The organism is Stomatobaculum sp. (assembly GCF_057248925.1).
Window position 1 is genome coordinate 22062 of the sequence record NZ_DBHIHF010000004.1, and the last position, 22559, is coordinate 44620.

Consider the following 22559-nt stretch of genomic DNA (forward strand, 5'->3'; position numbering starts at 1 on the left):
CAGTATATTCTAGGGTTTTATAACACAGTTCGGCGGGAAAAACAACGACAGGAGGCGCAAGTGGCAGGCGAATTTGAGGAGATTCAGAAGCGGCGGACGTTCGCAATTATCAGCCATCCGGACTCGGGAAAGACGACGCTGACCGAGAAATTATTGCTCTACGGCGGCGCCATTAATCTGGCGGGATCGGTTAAGGGAAGAAAGACAGGCAAGCATGCGGTCAGTGACTGGATGGACATCGAGAAAGAGAGAGGCATCTCGGTCACGAGCTCGGTACTGCAATTCAACTATGAGGGCTTTTGCATCAACATTCTGGACACGCCGGGACACGAGGACTTCTCGGAAGACACCTACCGCACCCTGATGGCGGCGGACTCGGCGGTCATGGTGATCGATGCCTCGAAGGGTGTGGAGGCACAGACCCGGAAGCTCTTCAAAGTCTGTACGCTGCGCCACATTCCGATTTTCACCTTTATCAACAAGATGGACCGCGAGGCGCGGGATCCGTTCTCGCTGACCGACGAGATTGAAGAGCTGCTCGGCATACGCACCTGTCCGGTGAACTGGCCGATCGGCTCCGGCAAGAACTTTAAGGGTGTCTTTGACCGGAATACGAAGAAAATCACGACCTTCCAGGCGGCACATGCCGGCATGCAGGAAATTGCGACGAAGGAAATTGATTTCTCGGATCCGGCGCTCGGGTCTGTAATCGGCGAGGATTATCTCGCGCAGCTCACGGAAGAGACCGAACTTCTCGACGGTGCGAGCGACGAACTCGATATGGCGCGCGTGTCCCGCGGCGACCTGACACCGGTGTTCTTCGGCTCGGCGCTCACGAACTTCGGCGTCGAGACCTTCCTCGAACACTTTCTCAAGATGACCACGCCGCCGCTTCCGCGGAAGACCAAGAGCGGTGAAGTGAACCCGATGAAAGATCCGTTCTTCTCGGCGTTTGTCTTCAAAATCCAGGCGAATATGAACAAGGCGCATCGCGACCGCATTGCCTTTATGCGCATTTGCTCGGGCGAATATCAGGCCGGCATGGAGGTCACGCATGTGCAGGGCAAGCGGAAAATACGCCTGAACCAGTCGACGCAGATGATGGCGGACGAGCGGAAGATTGTCGAGACCGCCTATGCGGGCGATATTATCGGCGTCTTCGATCCCGGTATCTTTGCCATCGGCGACACGCTCGAAAATGCGCGAGAGCCGATTGAGTTCGAGGGCATTCCGACCTTCGCGCCGGAGCACTTTGCGCGCGTTCGCCAGATTGACACGATGAAGCGAAAGCAGTTCACGAAGGGCATCGAGCAGATTGCGCAGGAGGGTGCGATCCAGATTTTCCAGGAGCGCAATACCGGCATGGAGGAAATCATCGTCGGCGCGGTCGGTGTGCTGCAGTTTGAGGTGCTTACCTATCGCCTGAAGGCGGAGTATAATGTAGAGGTGAGACTGGATACCCTGCCCTACGAGTACATCCGCTGGATCGACGAGCCGGAAACCGTGGATGTCGACAAGATTCAGGGCACCAGCGACATGAAAGCGATTCAGAATTTGAAGGGAGAACCCCTGCTGCTCTTTGCACACCCCTGGAGTGTCAGAATGGTGGAAGAGCGGAATCCGGGGCTCAAGCTTCTCGAGTTCGGCAAATCCTAAAGAAGTAAGAGAAAAGCAAAGAGAAGGAGGCGGCTGGTATGAATCACAAGGAACAGATTTCGGCGTGGGTGGATGCGCACAGAGAGGCGTATTTGGAGGATGTGAAGACCCTCTGCCGTATTGATTCGAGTAAAGGTGAGGCAGAGCCGGACAAGCCGTTCGGCGACGGACCTTACCGCGCACTCTGCGCGGCGGAGGAGATGCTTCGGGGCTATGGCCTCTCTACCAAGAATTACGAAAACTATGTGCTCGCGACGGATCTCGGCGAAGGCGAGCGCGAGCTCGATATTCTCGCGCATCTCGACGTGGTGCCGGGGCAGGGCGATTGGACCGTGACCGAGGCTTTCAATCCGATTGAAAAGGACGGCGTTCTCTACGGGCGTGGCGTCGCGGACGACAAGGGTCCGGCGGTCGCTGCGATTTATGCGCTCCGTGCGGTCAAGGAGCTCGGCATTCCGCTCAAAAAAAGCGTGCGCCTGATTCTCGGCACCGATGAGGAGAGCGGTTCCGGTTGCATTGCGCACTACTATGCGACCGAGAAGGAAGCACCCTGCACCTTCTCGCCGGACGCGGAGTACCCGGTGGTCAACATGGAGAAGGGACGGCTTGCGGGCGAGTTTTCTCTCGACTTTCCGGCGGAGGAGAGCGGTGCGCGCCTCATTTCGCTGACCGGCGGTAGCATTGAAAACGCGGTGCCGCCGCGCGCGACAGCCGTGCTCGCGGGTGTGCCGCGCATGGTGCTCGATGTGACCGCGGATACGGTGCGAAAACAGACCGGCTTAAAAATCGAAATTTCGGCGCTCGGCGCGAAAGAGGGTTCGGCGGCCGAGGAGCAGGGACATGTGACACTGCAGAAAGTCGAGGTCAGCGGCAGAAACGCCCACGCGGCCGCGCCGGAAGCCGGCAAGAACGCTCTGACCGGGCTTCTTCTCTTCCTCTCCCGGCTGCCGCTTGCCAAGAACAAGCTCACGGAGGCCATTCACGGACTTGTGGCGCTTATGCCCTACGGCGAGACCGACGGCAAGTCGCTCGGCATTGCATTTGAGGATAAGGAGAGCGGCCCGCTGACGCTGGCTTTCTCCAAGCTTTCGATTGACGAGACCTCTCTGCACGGCCTCTTTGACTGCCGCTATCCGGTCACGATGGACGGACAGAAGCTCGTGAAGACCTGCGAGGAAGCCTTCGGGCGCTACGGCCTCGTCTTTGACGGCAGACGGCTCCGCGCGCCGCATGCGGTTTCGGCGGATTCCCCCTTCGTTCAGGAGTTAAATCGCGTCTTTGAGGCCTACACGGGTCTGCCGGGCGGCACAGTCGCAATGGGCGGCGGCACCTATGTTCACGACTTGAAGAACGGCGTCGCTTTCGGCGCGTTTTACCCGGGCAGCGACACGCGGATGCATGCGCCGGATGAGCAGGCAAATCTCGAGGAGCTTCTGACTTCTGCGAAGATTTTCGCGCAGGTCATTGTGGATCTCTGCGCCTGAATGAGCTATCAAAAAAAGTAATAGAATCGGATAGAGATATGGTATGAGGAAATACGCGCGTCCGCGTTGACAGGGCGCGCGTATTTTTTTACAATGCCACATATCAGTTGAGGAGAGGAGGCGGAGATGTCAGACGAAATTATACGGATCAGCCACCTTGTAAAGGAATTCAAGACAGCGAGCGGCACGGTCCACGCGCTCGACGATGTCAACTTGAGCATACGCCGCGGTGAGATTTACGGTATCATCGGACTCTCGGGCGCCGGCAAGTCAACCCTGGTCCGCTGCATCAATTATCTGGAGCGCCCGACCTCGGGCGATGTGTTTTTTGAGGGGCAGAGCCTCTCGGAGATGAAGGAGAGAGAACGGCGCGAAGTGCGCCGCTCGATGGGCATGATTTTCCAGCAGTTTAATCTGCTGGAGCAGAGAACAGTACTTCGAAACATCTGTTTTCCGCTCGAGCTGATCGGCGTCCGGCGGACGGAGGCGGAGGCGAGAGCCAGACAGCTTTTGACGCTCGTCGGGCTTGCCGACCGGGAGAAAGCGTATCCCTCGCAGCTCTCGGGCGGACAGAAGCAGCGTGTCGCGATTGCGAGAGCCATCGCGTCCGAGCCGAAACTTCTGCTCTGCGACGAGGCAACCTCGGCCCTGGACCCGAACACGACGGAGTCTATCCTCGGCCTGCTCCGCGACATCAACCGGAATCTCGGAATTACGGTGGTCATCATCACGCACCAGATGTCGGTGATTGAGTCTATCTGTGACCGCGTTGCGATTATCGATCAGAGCCGCATCGCCGAGGAGGGAGAGGTACAGCGCATCTTCTCCGCGCCACAGTCGAAGATCGGACGCGAGCTCATTCTGGGCGGCGATGTGCGGCAGGAACAGTTCGGTGCTTCGAAAAAGATACGCGTGACCTTCGACGGGCGCTCGGCCTTTGAGCCGGTGATTGCGAACATGATTCTCAGCTGTCAGCTGCCGGTGAACATTCTCTTCGCGGCGACCAAGGAGATCGGCGGGCAGGCCGCGGGACAGATGGTTCTGCAGCTACCCGAGCACGAGGCGGATGCGATGAAAGTCATCCACTATCTCCGGGAGCACGGTGTCAATCTGGAGGAGGTGAAGAACAGTGAGTTTTGATTCGCAGATTCTTACGATGCTGCTCACAGGGCTCGAGGAGACTGTCTTTATGGTCGCGCTCTCCTCGCTGCTTTCGTATCTGATCGGCATCCCACTCGGCATACTCCTGATTGTCACGGACAAGGACGGGATTCAGCCGAACAGCATCATCAATACCGTACTCGGGGTCATCATCAACCTGATGCGCTCGGTGCCGTTCATCATCATGCTGCTTGCGGCTCTGCCGCTCACGCGCTTCATCGTGCGGACTACGCTCGGCCCGAAGGCGGTCGTCGTGCCGCTCGTTCTTGCGGCGGCACCCTACATTGCCCGCATGGTCGAGAGTTCCTTAAAAGAAGTCGGCGCGGGGGTGGTCGAGGCGGCAAAGTCAATGGGTGCGAGCAATTTCCAGATTGTTTGGAAGGTCATGCTGCCCGAGGCGAAACCGTCGCTTCTCATGGGCGCGGCGATTTCCATCACGACGATACTCGGTTACTCGACAATGGCCGGTTTTGTCGGCGGCGGCGGTCTCGGCACGCTTGCGATCAACTATGGCTACTATCGCTATCAGACCGATGTGATGCTCGTGACGGTTGTGGTGCTGGTCATCATCGTCCAGCTGATTCAGGAGAGTTTTTTGTGGATGGCGCGGCACGCGGATAAGCGCGCGCGCTGACGGAACAGCTTGTTTTCCCGCGAATTGCGGGTCATCAAAAAGAACAGAATTTCAGGGAGGTAACTTATTATGAAGAAAAAGGTATTTTTTGCGGCGGCACTGCTTGGACTTTCGTTGCTCACGGCTTGCGGCAGCCAGAAGAAGGCGGAGAGTAGCGCGGCGGGAGACAGCAGCGCTGCAGGCAGCAGCGCAGCGGCAGACAGCAGTGCGGCTGCGGCTTCCGGCGACAAGGTCATCACGGTCGGCGCTTCCCCGTCCCCGCATGCCGAGATTCTCGCGGCGGCTAAGGATGCGCTGAAGGCAGAGGGCTATGAGCTCAAAGTGGTAGAATACACCGACTATGTGCAGCCGAACCTCGCGCTCGAGTCGAAGAGCCTCGACGCAAACTACTTCCAGCACCTGCCCTACCTTGAGAACTTCAACAAGGAGAGAGGCACGAAGTTAGTCAGTGTGGCGGCAATTCACTACGAGCCGTTCGGCATCTATGCCGGCAAATCGAAGGATCTGAAGAACATTCAGGACGGCGCGAAGATCGCGGTCCCGAACGATGTGACGAACGAGGCGAGAGCGCTTCTGCTCCTTGCGGATCAGGGCCTCATCAAGCTGAAGGACAACACCGACATCAACGCGACGAAGCAGGATATCGTCGAGAACCCGCACAAGATTGAGATTATCGAGGTCGAGGCGGCACAGGTTCCGCGTTCCCTGCCGGATGTGGACTTCGGTGTCATCAACGGCAACTTTGCCATCGCAGCGGGCTTAAAGGTTTCGGATGCGCTCGCGGCAGAGTCCGCTGACTCGGTCGCAGCCAAGACCTATGCGAACATCATTGCGGTCAGAGAGGGCGATGAGAACAGCGACAAGACCAAGGCGCTGGTCAAGGCACTCACGACGGCGGAGATTAAGCAGTTTATCGAGAACAAGTATCAGGGCGCAGTGGTTCCGATTTTCTGACAGTTGTCGGCTCGAATATCAAAAGAGAGAACCTTCGGGTTCTCTTTTTTTATGCCTGCGACAGCTGCCCCCGAAATATGAATTTCGTCTGAGGACAGCGCGCGGATTGCGCTGTTATAACGGCAGTGTGCGCCGACTTAGAACGGATATTCCGTGCGCCGATAGCAGATAGCGTAAATCGCCATATCCGTTATCGGCATATCGGGCAAGTATGGCTAGGCTTTTGGGGGGAAGAATGCTATAATATGCCTAAATCTTACAGCCTTATTTTGCGTGCCATTGTATAAAAATGAGAAAAAGGCCGGAGGGCGTAAGGATGTCATCAGCAATGTGGGAATCTTCAGACAGTTTATGGAAGGAGAAGTGGCATGAAATTCAGCGAACTTGAATATCGCCGTCCGGATGTCGCGCGCATTCAAAAGGACTACAGGGAGCTCGTCGAGAGAACCGAAAAGGCGGAGACCGAAGAGGAGATTCTGGATATCTGGGAGGCACACCAGCGCCTCGGCAGAGAGTATAATCTCCCGGACAGAACCGTCTATATCCGCAATACCATGAACGTCAAAGACGAGTTTTATGCGGGCGAGAAGGCTTACTTTGACAGCGTTTCGCCGGAGTATTACAACACGATGAATCAGCTCTACAAGGCGCTCCTCGAGCACCCGAAGAAGCAGGTTCTCGCCGATAAGTTCGGCAAGATTATTCTGGAGAAGATGCAGGTCGCGCTGAATGCCGCGGACGAGAGCGTCATTGATCTCCAGCGCGAGGACAACGCACTTGTCGGTGAGTACGACAAGCTCTATGCGAGCTACATGGTCGACTTTCAGGGCAAGCAGGTCACGCTTCCGCAGCTCGCGGTCTATATGATGGACGGCAAGGACGCGGCAACCCGCCGCGCGGCGCGCGAGACCGACGGCAAGTGGTTTGACGCGCACCATAAGCAGCTCGATGATATTTTCAGCCGCATGATCAAAAACCGCAACGAGCAGGCACGCCGCATGGGTTTCCGCGATTACTCCGAGCTCTCCTACCTCCGCATGGGCCGCATCGGCTATGACATGAAGGACATCGAGAACTACAGAGAGCAGGTGGCACGCGATATTGTTCCGGTCGCAAAGCAGCTCATGGAGCTCCGCATGAAGCGCGTCGGCATCGAGAATCCGAAGCTCTACGACCTCGACATCTGCTTTAAGGACGGCAACCCGGAGCCGGCGGGCAACACCGACTATATGCTCGGCATGTGCAAGAAGATGTACGACGAGCTGAGCCCCGAGACCGCCGAGTTCATCGACTGGATGTTTGAAAACGAGAGCTTTGATGTCCTCACGAGACCGGGCAAGCTCCTCGGCGCGTACATGTACAATGTGACCGATTACGGTCCCTTCGTCTTCGCAAACTGGAACGGCAGCGCCTTTGACGTCGAGACCATTACCCACGAGATGGGCCATGCGTTCCAGGCCTATGTCGGCAACAAGATGGGCCTCATCCTGGAGCTCGTTGAGCCTGCCATGGAGACCTGCGAGATTCACTCGACTTCGATGGAGTTCCTGACCTCGCCCTTCCATCACCTGTTCTTCGGCAAGGACACGGCGAAGTACCAGTTACAGCATGCGGAGGATGCGATGCTCGCAACCTGCTACGGCTGCCAGGTCGATGAGTTCCAGCACATTGTCTACCAGAAGCCGGAGCTCACGCCCGCGGAGCGGAATCAGGTCTGGCTTGACCTCGACAAGAAGTACCGCCCGTGGATTGACAACGACGGCCTTCCGTTCTATGCGGACGGCGGCGCTTGGCAGAAACAGAAGCACATCTATGAGTTCCCGTTCTATTTCATCGACTACTGCCTCGCGAGAACCGCGGCGCTCCAGTTCTTTGCGCTCCACTTAAAGGACCCGAAGGAAGCATGGAAGCGCTACGTGGAGCTCGTGAAGAAGGGCGGCGGCGAGACCTATTCCGACCTCTTGCAGCAGGCCGGTTTCCGGAACCCGTTCGGCGAGGGCAGCATGAAGGAGATTGCCGACACGCTGGCAACTTGGTGCAAGGAGCATCAGGTCTGAGAAAAGGACGCAGGGGGAACTTGAAAAATGCAGGACAGCAAAGTACTGACAGCAGAAGAGAAACAGCTCGAAATTGAAAAGATTCAGGCGGACAAGAGATTCGTGGGACACCCGGTCGGTGTCCTCACAATCGGTCTCAAGTTCATGTGCAATTCGTTTTCGTATTACGGCCTCACCTCGATTCTGATTTACTATCTGTACGCGGCACTTCCGGCGGGCCTCGGTCTCACGAAGACAGAGGCTTCCCAGCTCCTCTCGCTTTACTATGCACTGGTCATTATCTGCGGTGTCATCGGCTCCTATATGGCAGACCGCGTCTTCGGACCGCGTATGGCTATCCGACTCACCTGCATCGTGATGCCGATTGCCTATCTGCTGCTCGCAATTCCGGGCCTCGGCATTGTGGGCTATGCGGGCGCACAGGGCATGATGCTCTTCTCGAGCATGCTCGGCGGCCGCAGCATGGATGCGCTGACCGCGAAGCTCTACAAAAAGGGCGACACGAGAAAAGACAGTGCGTTTGCAATTACCTATGTCATTTCGAACATCGGCGCCTGCGTCCCGGGTATCACCGGAACCATTGCGCTGGTCGCAGGCTATCACACCGCTTTCCTCGCCTGCGCGGTCTTCTCGCTGATCGGTTCGATTTTCTTCGTGGTGAGCGAAAAGAAATCTTTCGGCATCATCGGCACCGAGCCGGATGATCCGCTGCCGCCGGCAGAGCGTCGCACGGCGGTTCTGAAGCTGATTGCGGGCGTCGCGGTGGTCGCAGCTCTGCTCAGCTTTCTGTTCACAAATCGCATTATCACCATCACCCAGTTTGCGAATGCGGTAAGTAGTGTAGGTGTGGTTGCGCCCGTGGCGTATTTGTTGTATATTATGTTGAGCTCAAAGACTACGAAAGAGGAACGGGCTCGTCTGGTTTACATCATTCCGATGTTTATTGCGGTTAGTTTTACGTTACTTGTGAACTATCAGGCGACCACGGTGCTCGCAATTTATGCGGAAACTAACGTAAACCGCAACCTCTTCGGTTTTGAAATCACCCCGGCGGCGTACTGGACACTCAATGCGTTCTTCGCCGTCATCTTCGGTGCGGTTCTGACCGGAATCTGGGGAAAGCTCGGTAAGAAGCAGCCGTCCACACCCGCGAAGATGGGCATCGGCACGGCGCTCTACGGCATTTCGATTCTCTTCATGATTATTCCGTTCAAGCTGTTCCCGCCGGATGTCAAGGTGAGCCCCATGTGGCTGGTTGTCTTCTTCGCGATTATGACCATCGGTGAGGCGATTGTGACCCCGGCCGGTGAGTCGGCGGCGTCGCATGTGGCACCGGCTGCGTTCTCTACGCAGATGATGACAGTCTGGGCCATGGGACAGTCGACTGGCGCGAGCCTGAGTTCGCTCGTGGTAAACTTTTACCGCGAGGGTTCCGAGAGCCTCTACTTCCTCGCCATCGGCGCGGCAGTGACGCTCTGCGGTGCGATTGTCGTGATTTTCAGCAAGAAGCTCGCCAAGGGGATGGGCATCAACGCTGTCCGCGAAGGCGAGAACTAAAGCTTACAGTATCCGCAGCCCGGAGGGCGCTACGGCGCTCTCTGCCTGCGATATGATATTTCGAGAGAGGAGGAACAAGGCAGATAACCCTGTGGGGCAGCGAGGTGCGAGCTCGGTTCTGTCCGTAAAATGACAGGGAGTAACTAGGAGGGGGAGCAAGTAATACTTGCAGTTACTTTTGTTTTTCTATCAGAATTACCGTTTTAATTCAGACAGGAGGATTTTATGGAAGCAGCTGTAAACACAGAGCTGGATGCAAAGAGAAAGGAGGAGCAGGCTCAGATCGATAAGATTCAGAGTGAGCATTGCTTCATCGGGCATCCGTTTGGTATCGGAATTGTGAGCTTTAAGTTCTTCATGACCTCGCTCACGAGCTACGGTATGAGCGCAATTCTGATTTACTATTTCTACGCAACATCGCCGGAAGGCCTCGGCCTCACGAAAATTCAGGCGTCGCAGATGATCACCCTGAACTCGGCACTCGGTTCGATCTTCAGCGTCATCGGTTCCTACATGTCGGACCGCGTTTTCGGTAACAGAAAAGCTTACCGCTTCGTCTGCTTTACCGGACCGTTCCTGTATTTCCTGCTTGCAATTCCGGGTCTCGGCATGACAGGTGTTATCCTGCAGTATGCACTCGGAAACGTCAACGCAATGATCTGCGGAAGCTCGCTCTACACGCTGATGGGCAAGCTCTACGCAAAGGGCGATAAGAGACGTGACGGTGCGTTCGCAATCACCTACGTGCTCTCGAACATCGGTGCTATGTCGCCGGTCGTCGCAGGTACGCTCGCAAAGGTTGCAGGCTATCACTTCACCTTCTTTGTGCTCGGTATTCTCGGTGCACTCGGCTCCCTTATCTATCTCATTTTTGAGAAGAGAGCCTTCGGCCCGATCGGCATGGAGCCGGACGATCCGCTTCCGCCGGCCGAGAGAAAGAAAGCTATCATCTACCTGATTGTCGGAACCCTGGTGTTCTGCGGTATTCTGGCTGCGCTGTTCCTGAGCGGCGTCGCAACGATTGCAAACTTCTCGAACACGGTCAGCACCCTGACCCTGTTCCTGCCGGCTGCTTATTTTGTCTTCATGTACAAGAGCAAGAAGACCACGAGAGAAGAGGCGCATAAGCTCCTCTTCATCATCCCGATGTTCATCGCAAGCTCCTTCGCAATGATGGTCTGGTATCAGGCTACCACGATTCTCGCAATCTATGCGGAGACCAGCGTTGACCTCAACTTCTTCGGCCACGAGGTCTCCCCGACCATCTACATGACGCTCCAGGCTATCATGGCGATTGTCTTCGGTTCCTTCATCACCGGTCTCTGGAGTAAGCTCGGTGACAAGCAGCCGTCCACGCCGTGGAAGATGGGCTTCGGTACCATGCTCTACGGTGTCGGCACCCTGATCATGATTCTTCCGTTCCAGCTCTATGCACCGGGCGTGAAGGTCAGCCCGTTCTGGCTGGTTGCATTCTACATGGTCGTTATCATCGGTGAGGGAATCTCCTATCCGGCTGGTAGCGCATCGGCTTCGGCACTCGCACCGGCAGCTTTCGCGACGCAGATGATGCAGACCTGGAGCATGTCGATGACCGCAGGCGCAAGCCTTTCGAACCTCGCTTCGAACTTCTACAAGGAAGGCAGCGAGACGATCTACTTCCTGCTCATCGGCGGCAGCACATTGCTGGTCGGCCTTGTCATCGTTCTCATCTCGAAGAAGCTCGCAAAAGAGATGGGTCTCTCGAACCAGGCGGCATAAAAAACAGCGGTGACGAAACAATAAACGGTGTTTTAGGCTTTGGCACATTCACAATGTGGCTTGCGCTGTCGGGCCTGTCCCCCCTTTGGGACAGGCCCGGCAGCGTTCTTTTTTACAGAAAGGAGCGCGTCATGGCAGGGAAACCGGCACTTGACAATGAGGCTATTTACAGGGATCGAAGCTTCCTCGGGCATCCGAAAGGCTTGCTCACAATCTGTCTGCGGTATTTGTGTAACTCCTTTTCCTACTACGGTTTTACGGCAATCCTGATTTACTATCTCTACAAAGAAGCGCCGGTTGGCCTGGGCTTCGATAAGACCGAGGCGGCACAGCTCCTGTCGCTCTACTTTGCGCTCGTGGTTATCTGCGGTGTGGTCGGCTCCTACATGGCGGACCGTGTCTTCGGTGTCCGGAAGGCCCTGCGCATCATGAATATAATAGCGCCGATTCCCTACATGATACTTGCGATTCCGGGTTCCGGTGTCATCGGCTACGCGGCGGCAACCGGCCTGTTGCTCTGCAACAGCATGATTGCGGGCCAGTCCATGAACACCCTGACCGCAAAGCTCTATCAGCAGGGCGATGCGAGGCGAGACAGCGCCTTCGCGTACATCTACATCATTGCAAACATCGGCTCCGCAATTCCGGCCGTGACCGGAACCATTGCGCTCATGTTTAGCTACCACGCTGCATTCGCGCTCTGCGCGGCGGCATCTGTGGTCGGTTCCACGATTTTCCTCTCGACGGAGCGCCGCGTGTTCGGCAGCATCGCAGAGGAGCCGGCAGATCCGTTCCCGGAGGCGACTAGAAAGAAGGCGGTCTTTGTGCTTGCCGGCATCGTCGCAATCATCGCGGCGATACTCACCTATCTCTTCAGCAACCGCATCATCACCATCAAGCAGTTTGCAAATACGGTGAGCTCCGTCGCGGTTTTCCTGCCGGCCATTTACCTGGTTTACGTGATTTCGAGTCCGAAAACCAAGCCGGAAGAGAAGCGCCGCGTGCTCTTTATTATTCCGATTTTCATTGCCTACTGCTTCACGAACCTGGTCTCTTACCAGGGTAACACCGTGCTCAGCATCTATGCGGAGACTTCGGTGAACATGAACTTCTTCGGCAAGGAGATCACCCCGGCTTCCTTCGTGACCCTGCAGTCGATTTTCTCTATCCTCTTCGGATCTCTGATTACGGGTCTCTGGACAAAGCTCGGCAAGAAGCAGCCCACCACCCCGGGCAAGATGGGCATCGGCACGCTTTGCTACGGCATTTCGATTTTGATTATGGTCCTGCCCTTCCAGATTTACGCACCGGGTGAAAAGGCTAGTCCACTCTGGCTCATCAGCTTCTACGCGGTCTACACCGTCGGCGAGGCAATCTGCTGGTCCGCGGGAACCTCTGCGGCGACCATCGTCGCACCGGCGGCCTTCGCAACGCAGATGCTCACCATCTGGTCCATGGGACAGTCGACCGGTGCCAGCCTCTCGGCGCTTGCTGCGAACTTCTACAAAGAGGGCAGTGAGTCCATGTATTTCCTGGTCATCGGTGTCGCAGTTGTCTCGGCAGCTGTGATTATCCTGGTACTGCAGAAGCCTCTGGCACACGGCATGGGCATCGACAAGAAGGACTGAGCCTGTCCGCAAAGTAAGATACAAGAGTAAGAATGTCCGCACACCGGCGAAATGCCGGTGTGCGGACATTCTTTTTTTATATTTCGGGAATAGTACACAAAAATCTGTAAATAAAGCCGGGGTTGTACTTGTAAATGCTGAAAGATATGATACGCTTATGCAAAACAGCACGGATTATGCATAAAACCGGGCGCGCATCAAGGAGGAGAGGAGGTTCGTTTTTCACGGGCGTTTTGTTCGGCATTGATTCAACTTTGAACAGGAGGTTTTCGGTATGGAAGCGCTTGCAACGGCAGAGAAAGACAGGGCACGGCAGGAAGAAATCAAAAAACTGCAAAACGAGACCTGCTTTATCGGCCATCCCTTTGGTGTCGGTATTGTCAGTTTCAAGTATATGATGGGCAGCGTCACAAGCTACGGCTTCAGCGCGATTTTCATCTATTATCTCTATGCGGCTACGCCGAAGGGACTGGGCCTCACCCAGCTCGAGGCTTCGCAGTTCATCACCCTCGACATTGCGCTCGGCTCCATCTTCGGCGTCATCGGTTCCTACATGGCGGACCGCGTCTTCGGAAACAGGCGAGCCTATCGCTTCTGTGCAATTACGGCGCCCATGTACTATTTTTCCTTTGCGATTCCGAACGTCGGTATGCTCGGCCTGATACTCTACTGTGTCGTCGGCTATGTGAACAGTGCGGTCGCGGGAAGCTCTCTCTACTCCCTTCTCGGCAAACTCTATGCCCAGGGCGATAAGAGAAGAGACGGTGCGTTCTCGGTCATCTATGTGCTCTCGAATATCGGCTCCATGTGCCCGGTTGTGATCGGCGGCATTGCCCTGGTCGCGGGCTATCAGGTCACCTTCTTCATCCTCGGTGTGATCGGCGCTCTCGGAAGTATCGTTTACCTGATACTTGAAAAGCGCGCCTTCGGCCCGCTCGGCATGGAACCGGACGATCCGCTGCCGCCCGCACAGAGAAAGAAGGCGGTTGCCCTTCTCATTGCTTTTTTTATCGCGTTCGGCGGCATTCTCTTCCTGCTCTTTGACTTCAAGCTCCTCACAATTACGAGCTTTGCAAACATCGTAAGCGTGTTTACGCTCATTCTTCCGGTCATCTACTTTGTCTATATCCTGAGAAGCAAAAAGACGAGCGATACGGAGAGAAAGCGTCTGCCCTATCTGATTCCCATGTACATCTCGAGTGCGTTCGCCATGATGGTCTGGTATCAGGCGACCACGATACTTTCGATTTATGCGGAGACCAGCGTGAATCTGGTGTTCTTCGGACATCGCGTGGCCCCGAGTATCTACATGACCCTGCAGGCCATCTTTGCCATTGCAATCGGTACGCTCTGCGCAGGTATCTGGAGCAAGATGGGCAGACACCAGCCCTCGGCTGCCTGGAAGATGGGCTTCGGAACCATGTGCTACGGCCTCGGTCCGCTGCTCATGATACTTCCCTTCCAGCTCTATGCGCCCGGCGTCAAGGTAAATCCGTTCTGGCTGGTCGGTTTTTATCTCATCGTAATCATCGGTGAGGCGATTTCGTATCCGTCGGGCAACGCGGCAGCTTCGGCGCTCGCGCCGGTCGCGTTCTCGACGCAGATGATGACGGTCTGGGGCTTCTCCGGCACAGCGGGAGCAAATCTCTCGACCTTGGCTTCGAACTTCTATCACGAGGGTTCGGAGAGCCTCTACTTCCTCGGCATCGGCGGCAGCACCCTCCTGGTCGGCCTCGTTCTGGTCATCTTCTCCAAGCGCTTTGCGAAGGGCATGGGTCTCAACGAGAATCCGGAAGCGGCATAAGCCTTATCTACCCCATATCGTCGAAATGACGGTATGGGGTTATTCTTTTTTTAGAATTGTTATTTTATAGACAAATATATGGGGAGATATAAGATAAATATCCTTGATTTTAAACAATAGAGTGCTACAATATGGGTAGAGAGAGGTAATTATTACCAGTTGCATGGAACCAAAAAAGAGATCAACGGCAATTTCGCTGATGAAAATCGGATGGGAAAGGAGGTCTGTTTCTTATTCGCTTGTTGAAGTAACTTTTTCATTTCGATAGGAGGTTCTTGTTATGGAAGCAGTTGCAACAGCAGTGCTCGATGAAAAGGAGAGAGAGCGGCAGGAACAAATCAAGAAGCTGCAAAATGAAACCTGTTTCATCGGCCATCCCTTTGGCGTCGGCGTCATGAACTTCAAGTTTATGATGGGCCAGATTACCGGCTACGGTATGACAGCCATCTTTATTTATTACCTCTATGCGGCGGCACCGGCAGGTGTCGGACTCACGAAGGTGCAGGCATCGCAGATTATCACCCTGGATGCGGCACTGGCCTCCATCTTCTCGATTGTCGGTTCCTTCATGGCGGACCGCGTCTTCGGAAATCGAAGGGCCTATCGTTTTTGTACCATCACCGGACCGTTCTTCTATTTTTCGCTCGCAATCCCGAGGCTCGGCATTGTCGGCGTGGTTCTCTACTGCTGCATCGGCTATCTGAACAGCATGGTCGCCGGCAGCTCCATGTACTCGCTGCTCGGCAAGCTCTATGCCCAGGGAGATAAGAGGCGAGACGGTGCGTTCTCGATTCAGTATGTGCTCTCGAACATCGGCGCTATGTTCCCGGTGGTCATCGGTTCCATTGCCCTGGTGGTCGGCTATCAGAAGACCTTCTTCATCCTCGGCATTGTCGGTGCCCTGGGAAGCGCGGTCTACCTGGCGCTCGAGAAGCGTGCTTTCGGCCCCATCGGCATGGAGCCGGACGACCCGCTGCCCCCGGCACAGAAGAAGAAGGCGATTACCTGCCTTGTGCTCGGCGTTCTGGCCTTCGGCGGTCTGCTCTTCCTCCTGTTCACGAATGACATTCTGACCATTTCGAGCTTCTCGAACATTGTCAGCGTTGTGACCCTTTGCCTGCCGGCAATCTACTTTGTTTACATGCTGAGAAGTAAGAAGACCAGCAACAGCGAGCGGAAGCGCCTGCCCTATCTGATTCCGATGTTCATCACGGGCGCGTTCTCGATGATGGTCTGGTATCAGTCCGCAACCATACTCGCAATCTATGCGGAGACCTCGGTCAATCTGAATTTCTTCGGTTTCCAGGCACCGCCGAGCGTCTTCATGACGATTCAGGCGATTATGGCTATTGTGATCGGCATCATCTGCACCGGTCTCTGGAGCAAGCTCGGCAGAAGACAGCCCTCCACCCCGTGGAAGGCAGGCTTCGGAACCATGTGCTACGGTCTCGGTGCCCTCATCATGGTGATTCCCTTCCAGATTTATGCACCGGGCGTCAAGGTGAGCCCCTTCTGGATGATCGCCTTCTACTTTGTCATGATCATCGGTGAGGCGGTTTCGTATCCGGCGGGAACTTCCGCAGCTTCCCAGCTCGCACCGGCGGCGTTCTCCACGCAGATGATGACCATCTGGGGCTTCTCGGTCACCGCGGGCGCAAACCTCGCGAACCTGGTTTCGAACTTCTACCACGAGGGTTCGGAGGGCGTTTACTTCCTCGGCATCGGCCTCAGCACGGCGCTTGCCGGCCTTATCCTCCTGTTCTTTGAGAAGCGTCTCGCAAAGGGCATGGGACTCTCGGAAGGCGGAGAGGCCGAGGCGGCATAACAAAAATGAAACAAACCGTGTGTTATCGGAATTTGCGATAACAAACCGGAGAGAGCGACAGTGAAAAGTATCGGAAAAGGCGGCTGGCATTGCCGCCTTTTTCTGTCAGAAGGCTGACGGAAAACAGCAGAAAACAACAGAATACAGGAGGAGAAATCATGGGAAGCGGCACGATGAACAGCGGCAGCGATCCGAATGAGGCGCTCTACCGCGACAAGAGTTTTCTCGGGCACCCGAAAGGCTTATTGACGGTCTGTGTCAAGAATCTGTGCAGTTCGTTTGCGTATTACGGTTTTACGGCGGTTCTGATTTACTACCTCTACACAGAGGTCTCGAAGGGCGGCCTCGGTCTCGAAAAGACGGAGGCAGCGCAGCTTCTGTCTCTCTATTTTGCGTTGATTGTCGTCTGCGGCGTGGTCGGAAGCTACATGTCCGACCGTGTCTTCGGCGTTCGAAAGTCCCTGCGCATCGTCGTCACGATAGGCCCTCTTCCCTACATTATTCTCGCGATTCCGGGCTCCGGCCTGATCGGGTATGCGGCGGCGATGGGCATCCATCTGATTGGCAGTATGGTCGCGGGACAGGCGATGACGGCGCTGACCGGCAAGCTCTATGCAAAGGGAGATGAGCGCCGCGACGGTGCTTTCTCGTATGTCTATGTCATCTCGAACATCGGTGCGGCGATTCCGAGTATCAGCGGAACCGTAGCTCTGATGTTCGGCTACCACGCGGCGTTTGCGCTCTCGGCAGCTGCGGCGATTGTGGGTTCCGCCTTTTACCTCATCATGGAGCGCAGGGTATTCGGCACCATAGGCGAGGAGCCGGACGACCCGATGCCGGAAGCGGCGAGAAAGCGTGCCATCTACATTCTGATTGCCGGCGTTGTGATTACGGCGGTGACGCTCTATCTCTTGTTCAGCAGCGGAATCCTTACCATTACGCGCTTTGCGAACAGTGTGAGTTCGGTTGCGCTCTTCCTGCCCGTGGTCTATTTCATTTATGTGATCACGAGCCCCAAGACCAGACCGGATGAGAAGCAGCATATTCTCTTCCTCCTCCCGATGTTCATTGCTTACTGCTTCACGCTGCTCATCAGCTACCAGGGTCAGACCATACTCTCGATTTACGCGGAGACCTCGGTTGACCTGAATCTCTTCGGTGTCCAAATTACCCCGGCGGCCTTCCAGACCTTGCAGGCGGTCTGCTCCGTGATTCTCGGCACGGTCATGGCAACGCTCTGGGCGGCGCTCGGCAAGAAACAGCCCTCGACACCGGCCAAAATGGGCATCGGCACCATCTGCTACGGCCTTGCGATTCTGATCATGATTGCGCCTTTCCGGATTTATGCGCCGGGCATGAAGGCAAGTCCGCTCTGGCTGGTCGGCTTCTATGTTGTGATGACGGTCGGTGAGGCCATCTGCTATCCGGCGGGTACTTCGGCGGCAACCGCGGTGGCGCCGCTCGCGTTCTCGACGCAGATGATGACGATTTGGTTCATGGGTCAGTCGACCGGCGCAAGTCTCTGCGCGCTGGTCGCGAACTTCTACAAGGAAGGATCGGAGATTCCGTACTTTGTGAGCATGGGCATTCCGGTCGTCGCGGTTGGCCTGCTTGTGTTGCTCTTCAGCCGACGGCTCGCAAGAGGCATGGGACTCGGCGCGGAAACGGCGAGCGAATGAGTATGACGGCGCACCCTGTATGGCAGGGTGCGCCGCCGTTATATCGAAAAGAAATGACTGCTGAGAGGGGGCGGGGTGGAATTTGCTTGGCTGTTATGCTAGAATAATAGACGAAAAAGGTGCTTACAGCATTCATTTTATGCAAAAATAAGACCCTTTGGGAGAGGATTTATGGAAGAATCGCAGAAACAGGAGGCGATGGCAAAAATCCGGGCGGAGCGAAGTTTTCTCGGCCGTCCGAGGGGTATCGGTGTCCGAGTTTCCGCTACATGACCAACGCAATTGCGAACGATGGCATGATGGCAGTGCTCGTCTACTACCGGCTCTCGAAGAAGCTTGCAATCGGCATGGGTTTCCGGGAGAAGCAGTGAGACAGTTTTGATTCACTTCGGTAAGCCTCAGCGGAAGACGCTGATCCTGAATACAACAGTCACAACAGGAGGAAAAAGCAATGAATTACGATGCGAATATCAAGAGAATCCGCGAAATCATGGTGAGACTCCGCATGCTGGAGACCGCGAACAACATCATGTTCTGCGATCAGTGGCACGCAGGTCCCGAGGCCGGTTTCGACCAGACTACCAATGTTGAGATGTATCTGAGCGAGCTCAGCCAGCAGCTGGTCGAGAACGACGAAGTGAAGCAGCTGGTCGCAGACTTCGCTGATTTCGATAAGAGCCAGTATAAGAGCGACATTGACCGCGGCATGGTGCGCTACCTGAGTGACCGCTACAAGAACGCAACGCTGATTCCGCTGGAGCTCGGCGAGGAGCTGGGCCGCATTAACAACGACGGCAGAAAGGCTTGGCACGAGTGCAAGAAGAACAACGACTTCCAGAGCTTCAAGCCCTATCTGCAGAAGCAGCTTGAGGTACAGAAGCGCGTCGCAGAGGCGATTAACCCGAACGAGTCGGTGTTCCAGGTTCTCGTGAACTGCTGGGATCCGGACTGGAGACTCGATGAGATCGACAAGATTTTCGGCGAAGTGAAGCCCGAGATTGTTTCGCTCCTGAAGAAGACCGAGAGCTACAGAGACAGCATTGACACCTCCGTCATCGACTGCGATGTCGACAGAGCGACGAAGGAGAAGATTGTCAGAAAGCTCATGGACTACTACGGTTTCAACTGGAACCAGGGCATTCTCTACGAAGAGGAGCATCCGAGCTGCGTCTGCGCAGGCCCGAGAGATTCCCGTCCTTCGACCAACTACTCGAGAAACCTGTTCTACACCCTGCTCGGCGCGGCACACGAGACCGGACACGGCATCTACAACTACGGCTCCTCCCAGGAAGTCGTGGATGCGGGCCTCTGGGGCGGCATCGACGGCAGCATGCACGAGTCCCAGTCTAAGTTCTACGAGGATCAGGTCGGCCGCTCACTCGAGTTCTGGACCGCTTTCTATCCGGAAATCCAGAAGGAAGTGCCGAAGTTCCGCGACATCCCGGTCGAGACGGTTGTCAGAGCACTGAACAAGCCGAACCCGGGCTGGTCCAGAATGCAGGCGGACGAGCTCACGGTGCCGTTACACCTGATTCTCCGCTATGAGATGGAGAGAGACTACTTCTCGGGCAAGCTCACGATTGACGATATGGAAGAGGCGTGGAACACGCGCTATCAGGAGTACCTCGGCGTGACCCCGAAGAGCGCTTCCGAGGGCATTCTGCAGGATGTTCACTGGAGCACGGGCTTCATCGGCTATTTCCAGGGCTATGCGCTGGGACTTGTCTACTCCTGCCAGTATCGCAACAGCATTCTGAAAGCGCATCCGGATGCATGGAAGAAGCTCGCAAAGGGCGATATCTCCGACATCAACAGCTGGCTTGCGGAGCACATCCACAGCTACGGCCAGACCTATACGACGAGAGAGACCATCATCAAGGCGACCGGCGAGGATGTCAACACGAAGTACTATCTCGAGTATCTGAGAGGCAAGTTTACGAAGATGTAAGCGAAAAGCGCTTTTGACAATGCGTTGACATTGGAGCACTTTTGCGGGATCTAAAAAAGTGCAGGGCATATTCCCTGCACTTTTTCATTCGTCGTCTCATCCACCGAAAGGAGGCATTCTATGAATCAAGCTGGGCAGGTAATTCTGAACGGAGAACCGCGTCTGGTGTACGGACAGCCGGAGCTGAACGACAAGGACGCGCTGCTTCTCACCTTTTTTGGAGATGGATTTACAGAGAGTCAACAGGAACTTTTCTTCGCCGAGGCGAAGCGCATGGCGAAGTACATGATGGCAACTTCCCCCTGGGATGAGTATGCGGACGCGGTGAAAATCTATGCGATCGGCGTCTACTCGAATGAGAGCGGCGTGCGCGCGGACCATGCGCGGACGCAGGCAGAGGCAGATGCGGACACCCGTGACAGCGCCTTCCACGCTTCCTTCTGGACCCTCGGCATGCAGCGCTTGGTAGAGTGCAAAGAGGAGGATCAGGAGAAGATTCGTCAAATTTATCGAGAGAAGCTCCCGGCGACGGACTACGCGATTCTCATGGTGAACTCCGAGGTCTACGGCGGTTCGGGCGGCGAGATCAGTATTGTCTCCCGGAACGACGAGTCGCTCGAGATGCTCCTCCATGAGCTCGGCCATACCATCGGCATCCTTTCCGACGAGTACTTTGCCGGCAACAGTTATGCCGGCGAGTATGTCAACATGTCGGCGGAGTCGGACCCGAAGAAGGTGCGCTGGAGCCGCTTTATCGGAAAGAACGGCATCGGTGTCTACGAATACGATAACGGCGGCGACGGCTGGTATAAGCCGCACCAGAACTGCAAGATGCGCTATTTAGGCAGGCAGTTCCCCTTCTGCGAGGTCTGCAAGGAGGCACTCCGCGACCAGTTTGCGGCCCATGCGAATGTGACGAAACTTTTCTGGCAGCAGTACGCCGACACCCTGCGGGAGGGCGCAGAGCCGCTCGATTTGAGGCAGTATGTCATTGTCCGGAGATGCGAGAAGAAGGAGACCGGCACCGAGCTCGGCGACCGCCTGACCTTACGTTTCTTCGATGCGGACGGCAAGCCGCTCCCGGCGCAGCCGAACACTGCGGGCTCTTACCGCCTGCGCGCAGAGCTTTCTCACGATGCGGTCTACGGTGACGCTGTGCTGGAGACGAGCTTTGAAATCGAGCCGCCGGATCTCATTGACCTCACGGTCGAGAACAAAGTCTGCGACGGCAAGCCGATTGTGGTGAAGGCGACGCTTCACGACGCGCCGCCCTCGGACCTTCACTATTCTTACCGCGGCACCATGCCCTATGCGGCGGAAATCACGCATCTCTACGAGAGCGAGGAGCCGCCGGTGCTGCCGGGCCGCTATACCCTGACCGTCACGGCGACGGAGAAAGGCAGCGGACGCCTGGTGAGCCGGAAGAGTCGGGAATTTGAGATTTCGCTGCACACGAGTTGCATTGCCGACCACAACACGCTCGAGTATCCGGGCGCACAGCCCTATTACAACAACCAGACCATCGTCTTCACGGGAGAGGGCTACCGCGCGGAGGAACTGGACAAATTTGAGGAAGATGCGAGACGCTTTGTCGAATACTTCCGCGCGCTGCCGCTCTACAAGGAGGCGGATCTGTACTTTAACTACTACACGGTGCAGGCGGTCTCCGAGGGCACACACATCGGCAAGGAGCCGAGCAACACCTATTATCATGTGAGCCGCAGCGATGAGGACAAGCTGGTGCAGACCGAGGCGGGTACCCGCGCCGCGATGTATATGGCAAACAACGGCGTGACCTCGTTCTATAAGGCGGTCATTGTGCTCGTGAACGGGGTCTACGATGTGACCGGCACCACGGTCACAAACAAGCGCTTTATTGTCTATGCGCCGACCGATGAGAAGGGCATGCGCTTTGCGGCGATGGAGCTTTTAAACTATCTGTCCGGCAAGCCAGAGGGCGTGCGCGCCGTGACGGAGGAGGAGAGAGCCGTGCAGCGGCGGGAATTCTTATCGGCGCTCTACCGCGAGTGGGAGGAGTACGACTACGCACCGGTGCTGAGTCAAGCTTACAAGGAGGATTTCCCGGCCGTCGGCGAGCCGGTCGACCTGACGCCGCACTTCCACACCTATGTGAACGGCAGAGAAGTCGCCGTGCCGTATCGGATTCGCTACTTCACGGAGGAGAACGGAGAGCGCGGTGCGGAACTCTGCGAAGCGCCGAAGGATCCCGGCACCTACCGCGCCTTTGCGGAGCTGGTGCTCGATGAGGGCAAGGACACCTGCACGGCGGAGCTCGACGGTCAGAAGTATGCGCTGCCGCTCGCGCGCTACGAGACGAGATTCAAGATTCGCGTCTGCAACTGCACGTCCAAATAAGCGGAAACGGAAAACGGTGAGAAAGAACGGAATGTACG

14 protein-coding genes are annotated in these 22559 nt (G+C 56.0%); all 14 read left to right on the plus strand.

What is annotated here, in order from left to right; all coding sequences use genetic code 11:
• Positions 1-60: 60 nt before the first annotated feature.
• The 14 genes from ACO4XG_RS01955 (at position 61) to ACO4XG_RS02020 (ending at position 22521) form a co-directional block, all read left to right on the plus strand.
• Positions 61-1656 carry a peptide chain release factor 3 gene (locus tag ACO4XG_RS01955; protein ID WP_308508417.1) on the plus strand — a complete coding sequence of 532 codons (1596 nt, stop codon included), beginning with the start codon at positions 61-63 and terminating at the stop codon, positions 1654-1656.
• A 38-nt stretch (positions 1657-1694) separates the two neighbouring features.
• Entirely contained in the window at positions 1695-3140 is a 1446-nt protein-coding gene (locus ACO4XG_RS01960) for a Sapep family Mn(2+)-dependent dipeptidase (RefSeq protein ID WP_308508418.1), read from the plus strand.
• Between the two features lie 126 nt (positions 3141-3266).
• On the plus strand, positions 3267-4280 hold the full coding sequence (locus ACO4XG_RS01965) for a methionine ABC transporter ATP-binding protein (protein WP_308508419.1): 1014 nt from the start codon (positions 3267-3269) through the stop codon (positions 4278-4280).
• 16 nt (positions 4281-4296) lie between these two features.
• Positions 4297-4935 carry a methionine ABC transporter permease gene (locus ACO4XG_RS01970; protein ID WP_485129640.1) on the plus strand — a complete coding sequence of 213 codons (639 nt, stop codon included), beginning with the start codon at positions 4297-4299 and terminating at the stop codon, positions 4933-4935.
• Between the two features lie 69 nt (positions 4936-5004).
• Positions 5005-5889 (plus strand): MetQ/NlpA family ABC transporter substrate-binding protein, encoded by an 885-nt coding sequence (locus ACO4XG_RS01975; protein ID WP_308508421.1) that lies wholly within the window; start codon positions 5005-5007, stop codon positions 5887-5889.
• Positions 5890-6257: 368 nt separating this feature from the next.
• On the plus strand, positions 6258-7946 hold the full coding sequence (locus ACO4XG_RS01980; RefSeq protein WP_308508422.1) for a M3 family oligoendopeptidase: 1689 nt from the start codon (positions 6258-6260) through the stop codon (positions 7944-7946).
• A gap of 27 nt (positions 7947-7973) precedes the next feature.
• On the plus strand, positions 7974-9503 hold the full coding sequence (locus ACO4XG_RS01985; protein ID WP_308508423.1) for a peptide MFS transporter: 1530 nt from the start codon (positions 7974-7976) through the stop codon (positions 9501-9503).
• Positions 9504-9728: 225 nt separating this feature from the next.
• On the plus strand, positions 9729-11261 hold the full coding sequence (locus tag ACO4XG_RS01990) for a peptide MFS transporter (protein WP_308508424.1): 1533 nt from the start codon (positions 9729-9731) through the stop codon (positions 11259-11261).
• Between the two features lie 131 nt (positions 11262-11392).
• Complete coding sequence (locus ACO4XG_RS01995) at positions 11393-12889, plus strand: peptide MFS transporter (RefSeq protein ID WP_308508425.1); 1497 nt, start codon at positions 11393-11395, stop codon at positions 12887-12889.
• Between the two features lie 274 nt (positions 12890-13163).
• Positions 13164-14693, plus strand: a complete 1530-nt coding sequence (locus ACO4XG_RS02000; protein ID WP_308508426.1) for a peptide MFS transporter — start codon at positions 13164-13166, stop codon at positions 14691-14693.
• 280 nt (positions 14694-14973) lie between these two features.
• Complete coding sequence (locus ACO4XG_RS02005; protein ID WP_308508427.1) at positions 14974-16518, plus strand: peptide MFS transporter; 1545 nt, start codon at positions 14974-14976, stop codon at positions 16516-16518.
• Positions 16519-16676: 158 nt separating this feature from the next.
• Positions 16677-18197: a peptide MFS transporter gene (locus ACO4XG_RS02010; protein ID WP_308508428.1), complete on the plus strand. Its 1521-nt coding sequence runs from the start codon at positions 16677-16679 to the stop codon at positions 18195-18197.
• Between the two features lie 451 nt (positions 18198-18648).
• Entirely contained in the window at positions 18649-20145 is a 1497-nt protein-coding gene (locus ACO4XG_RS02015; protein WP_308508429.1) for a carboxypeptidase M32, read from the plus strand.
• 120 nt (positions 20146-20265) lie between these two features.
• A complete protein-coding gene (locus ACO4XG_RS02020) occupies positions 20266-22521 on the plus strand; it encodes a M64 family metallopeptidase (protein ID WP_308508430.1) in 2256 nt (751 codons plus the stop codon).
• The last annotated feature ends 38 nt before the right edge of the window (positions 22522-22559 follow it).

Bases quoted from the DNA above. Each gene is read 5' to 3' on its own strand.
- ACO4XG_RS01960 (WP_308508418.1), top strand. From the start codon at position 1,695: ATGAATCACAAGGAACAGATTTCGGCGTGGGTGGATGCGCACAGAGAG.
- ACO4XG_RS01965 (WP_308508419.1), top strand. From the start codon at position 3,267: ATGTCAGACGAAATTATACGGATCAGCCACCTTGTAAAGGAATTCAAG.
- ACO4XG_RS01970 (WP_485129640.1), top strand. From the start codon at position 4,297: ATGCTGCTCACAGGGCTCGAGGAGACTGTCTTTATGGTCGCGCTCTCC.
- ACO4XG_RS01975 (WP_308508421.1), top strand. From the start codon at position 5,005: ATGAAGAAAAAGGTATTTTTTGCGGCGGCACTGCTTGGACTTTCGTTG.
- ACO4XG_RS01980 (WP_308508422.1), top strand. From the start codon at position 6,258: ATGAAATTCAGCGAACTTGAATATCGCCGTCCGGATGTCGCGCGCATT.
- ACO4XG_RS01985 (WP_308508423.1), top strand. From the start codon at position 7,974: ATGCAGGACAGCAAAGTACTGACAGCAGAAGAGAAACAGCTCGAAATT.
- ACO4XG_RS01990 (WP_308508424.1), top strand. From the start codon at position 9,729: ATGGAAGCAGCTGTAAACACAGAGCTGGATGCAAAGAGAAAGGAGGAG.
- ACO4XG_RS01995 (WP_308508425.1), top strand. From the start codon at position 11,393: ATGGCAGGGAAACCGGCACTTGACAATGAGGCTATTTACAGGGATCGA.
- ACO4XG_RS02000 (WP_308508426.1), top strand. From the start codon at position 13,164: ATGGAAGCGCTTGCAACGGCAGAGAAAGACAGGGCACGGCAGGAAGAA.
- ACO4XG_RS02005 (WP_308508427.1), top strand. From the start codon at position 14,974: ATGGAAGCAGTTGCAACAGCAGTGCTCGATGAAAAGGAGAGAGAGCGG.
- ACO4XG_RS02010 (WP_308508428.1), top strand. From the start codon at position 16,677: ATGGGAAGCGGCACGATGAACAGCGGCAGCGATCCGAATGAGGCGCTC.
- ACO4XG_RS02015 (WP_308508429.1), top strand. From the start codon at position 18,649: ATGAATTACGATGCGAATATCAAGAGAATCCGCGAAATCATGGTGAGA.
- ACO4XG_RS02020 (WP_308508430.1), top strand. From the start codon at position 20,266: ATGAATCAAGCTGGGCAGGTAATTCTGAACGGAGAACCGCGTCTGGTG.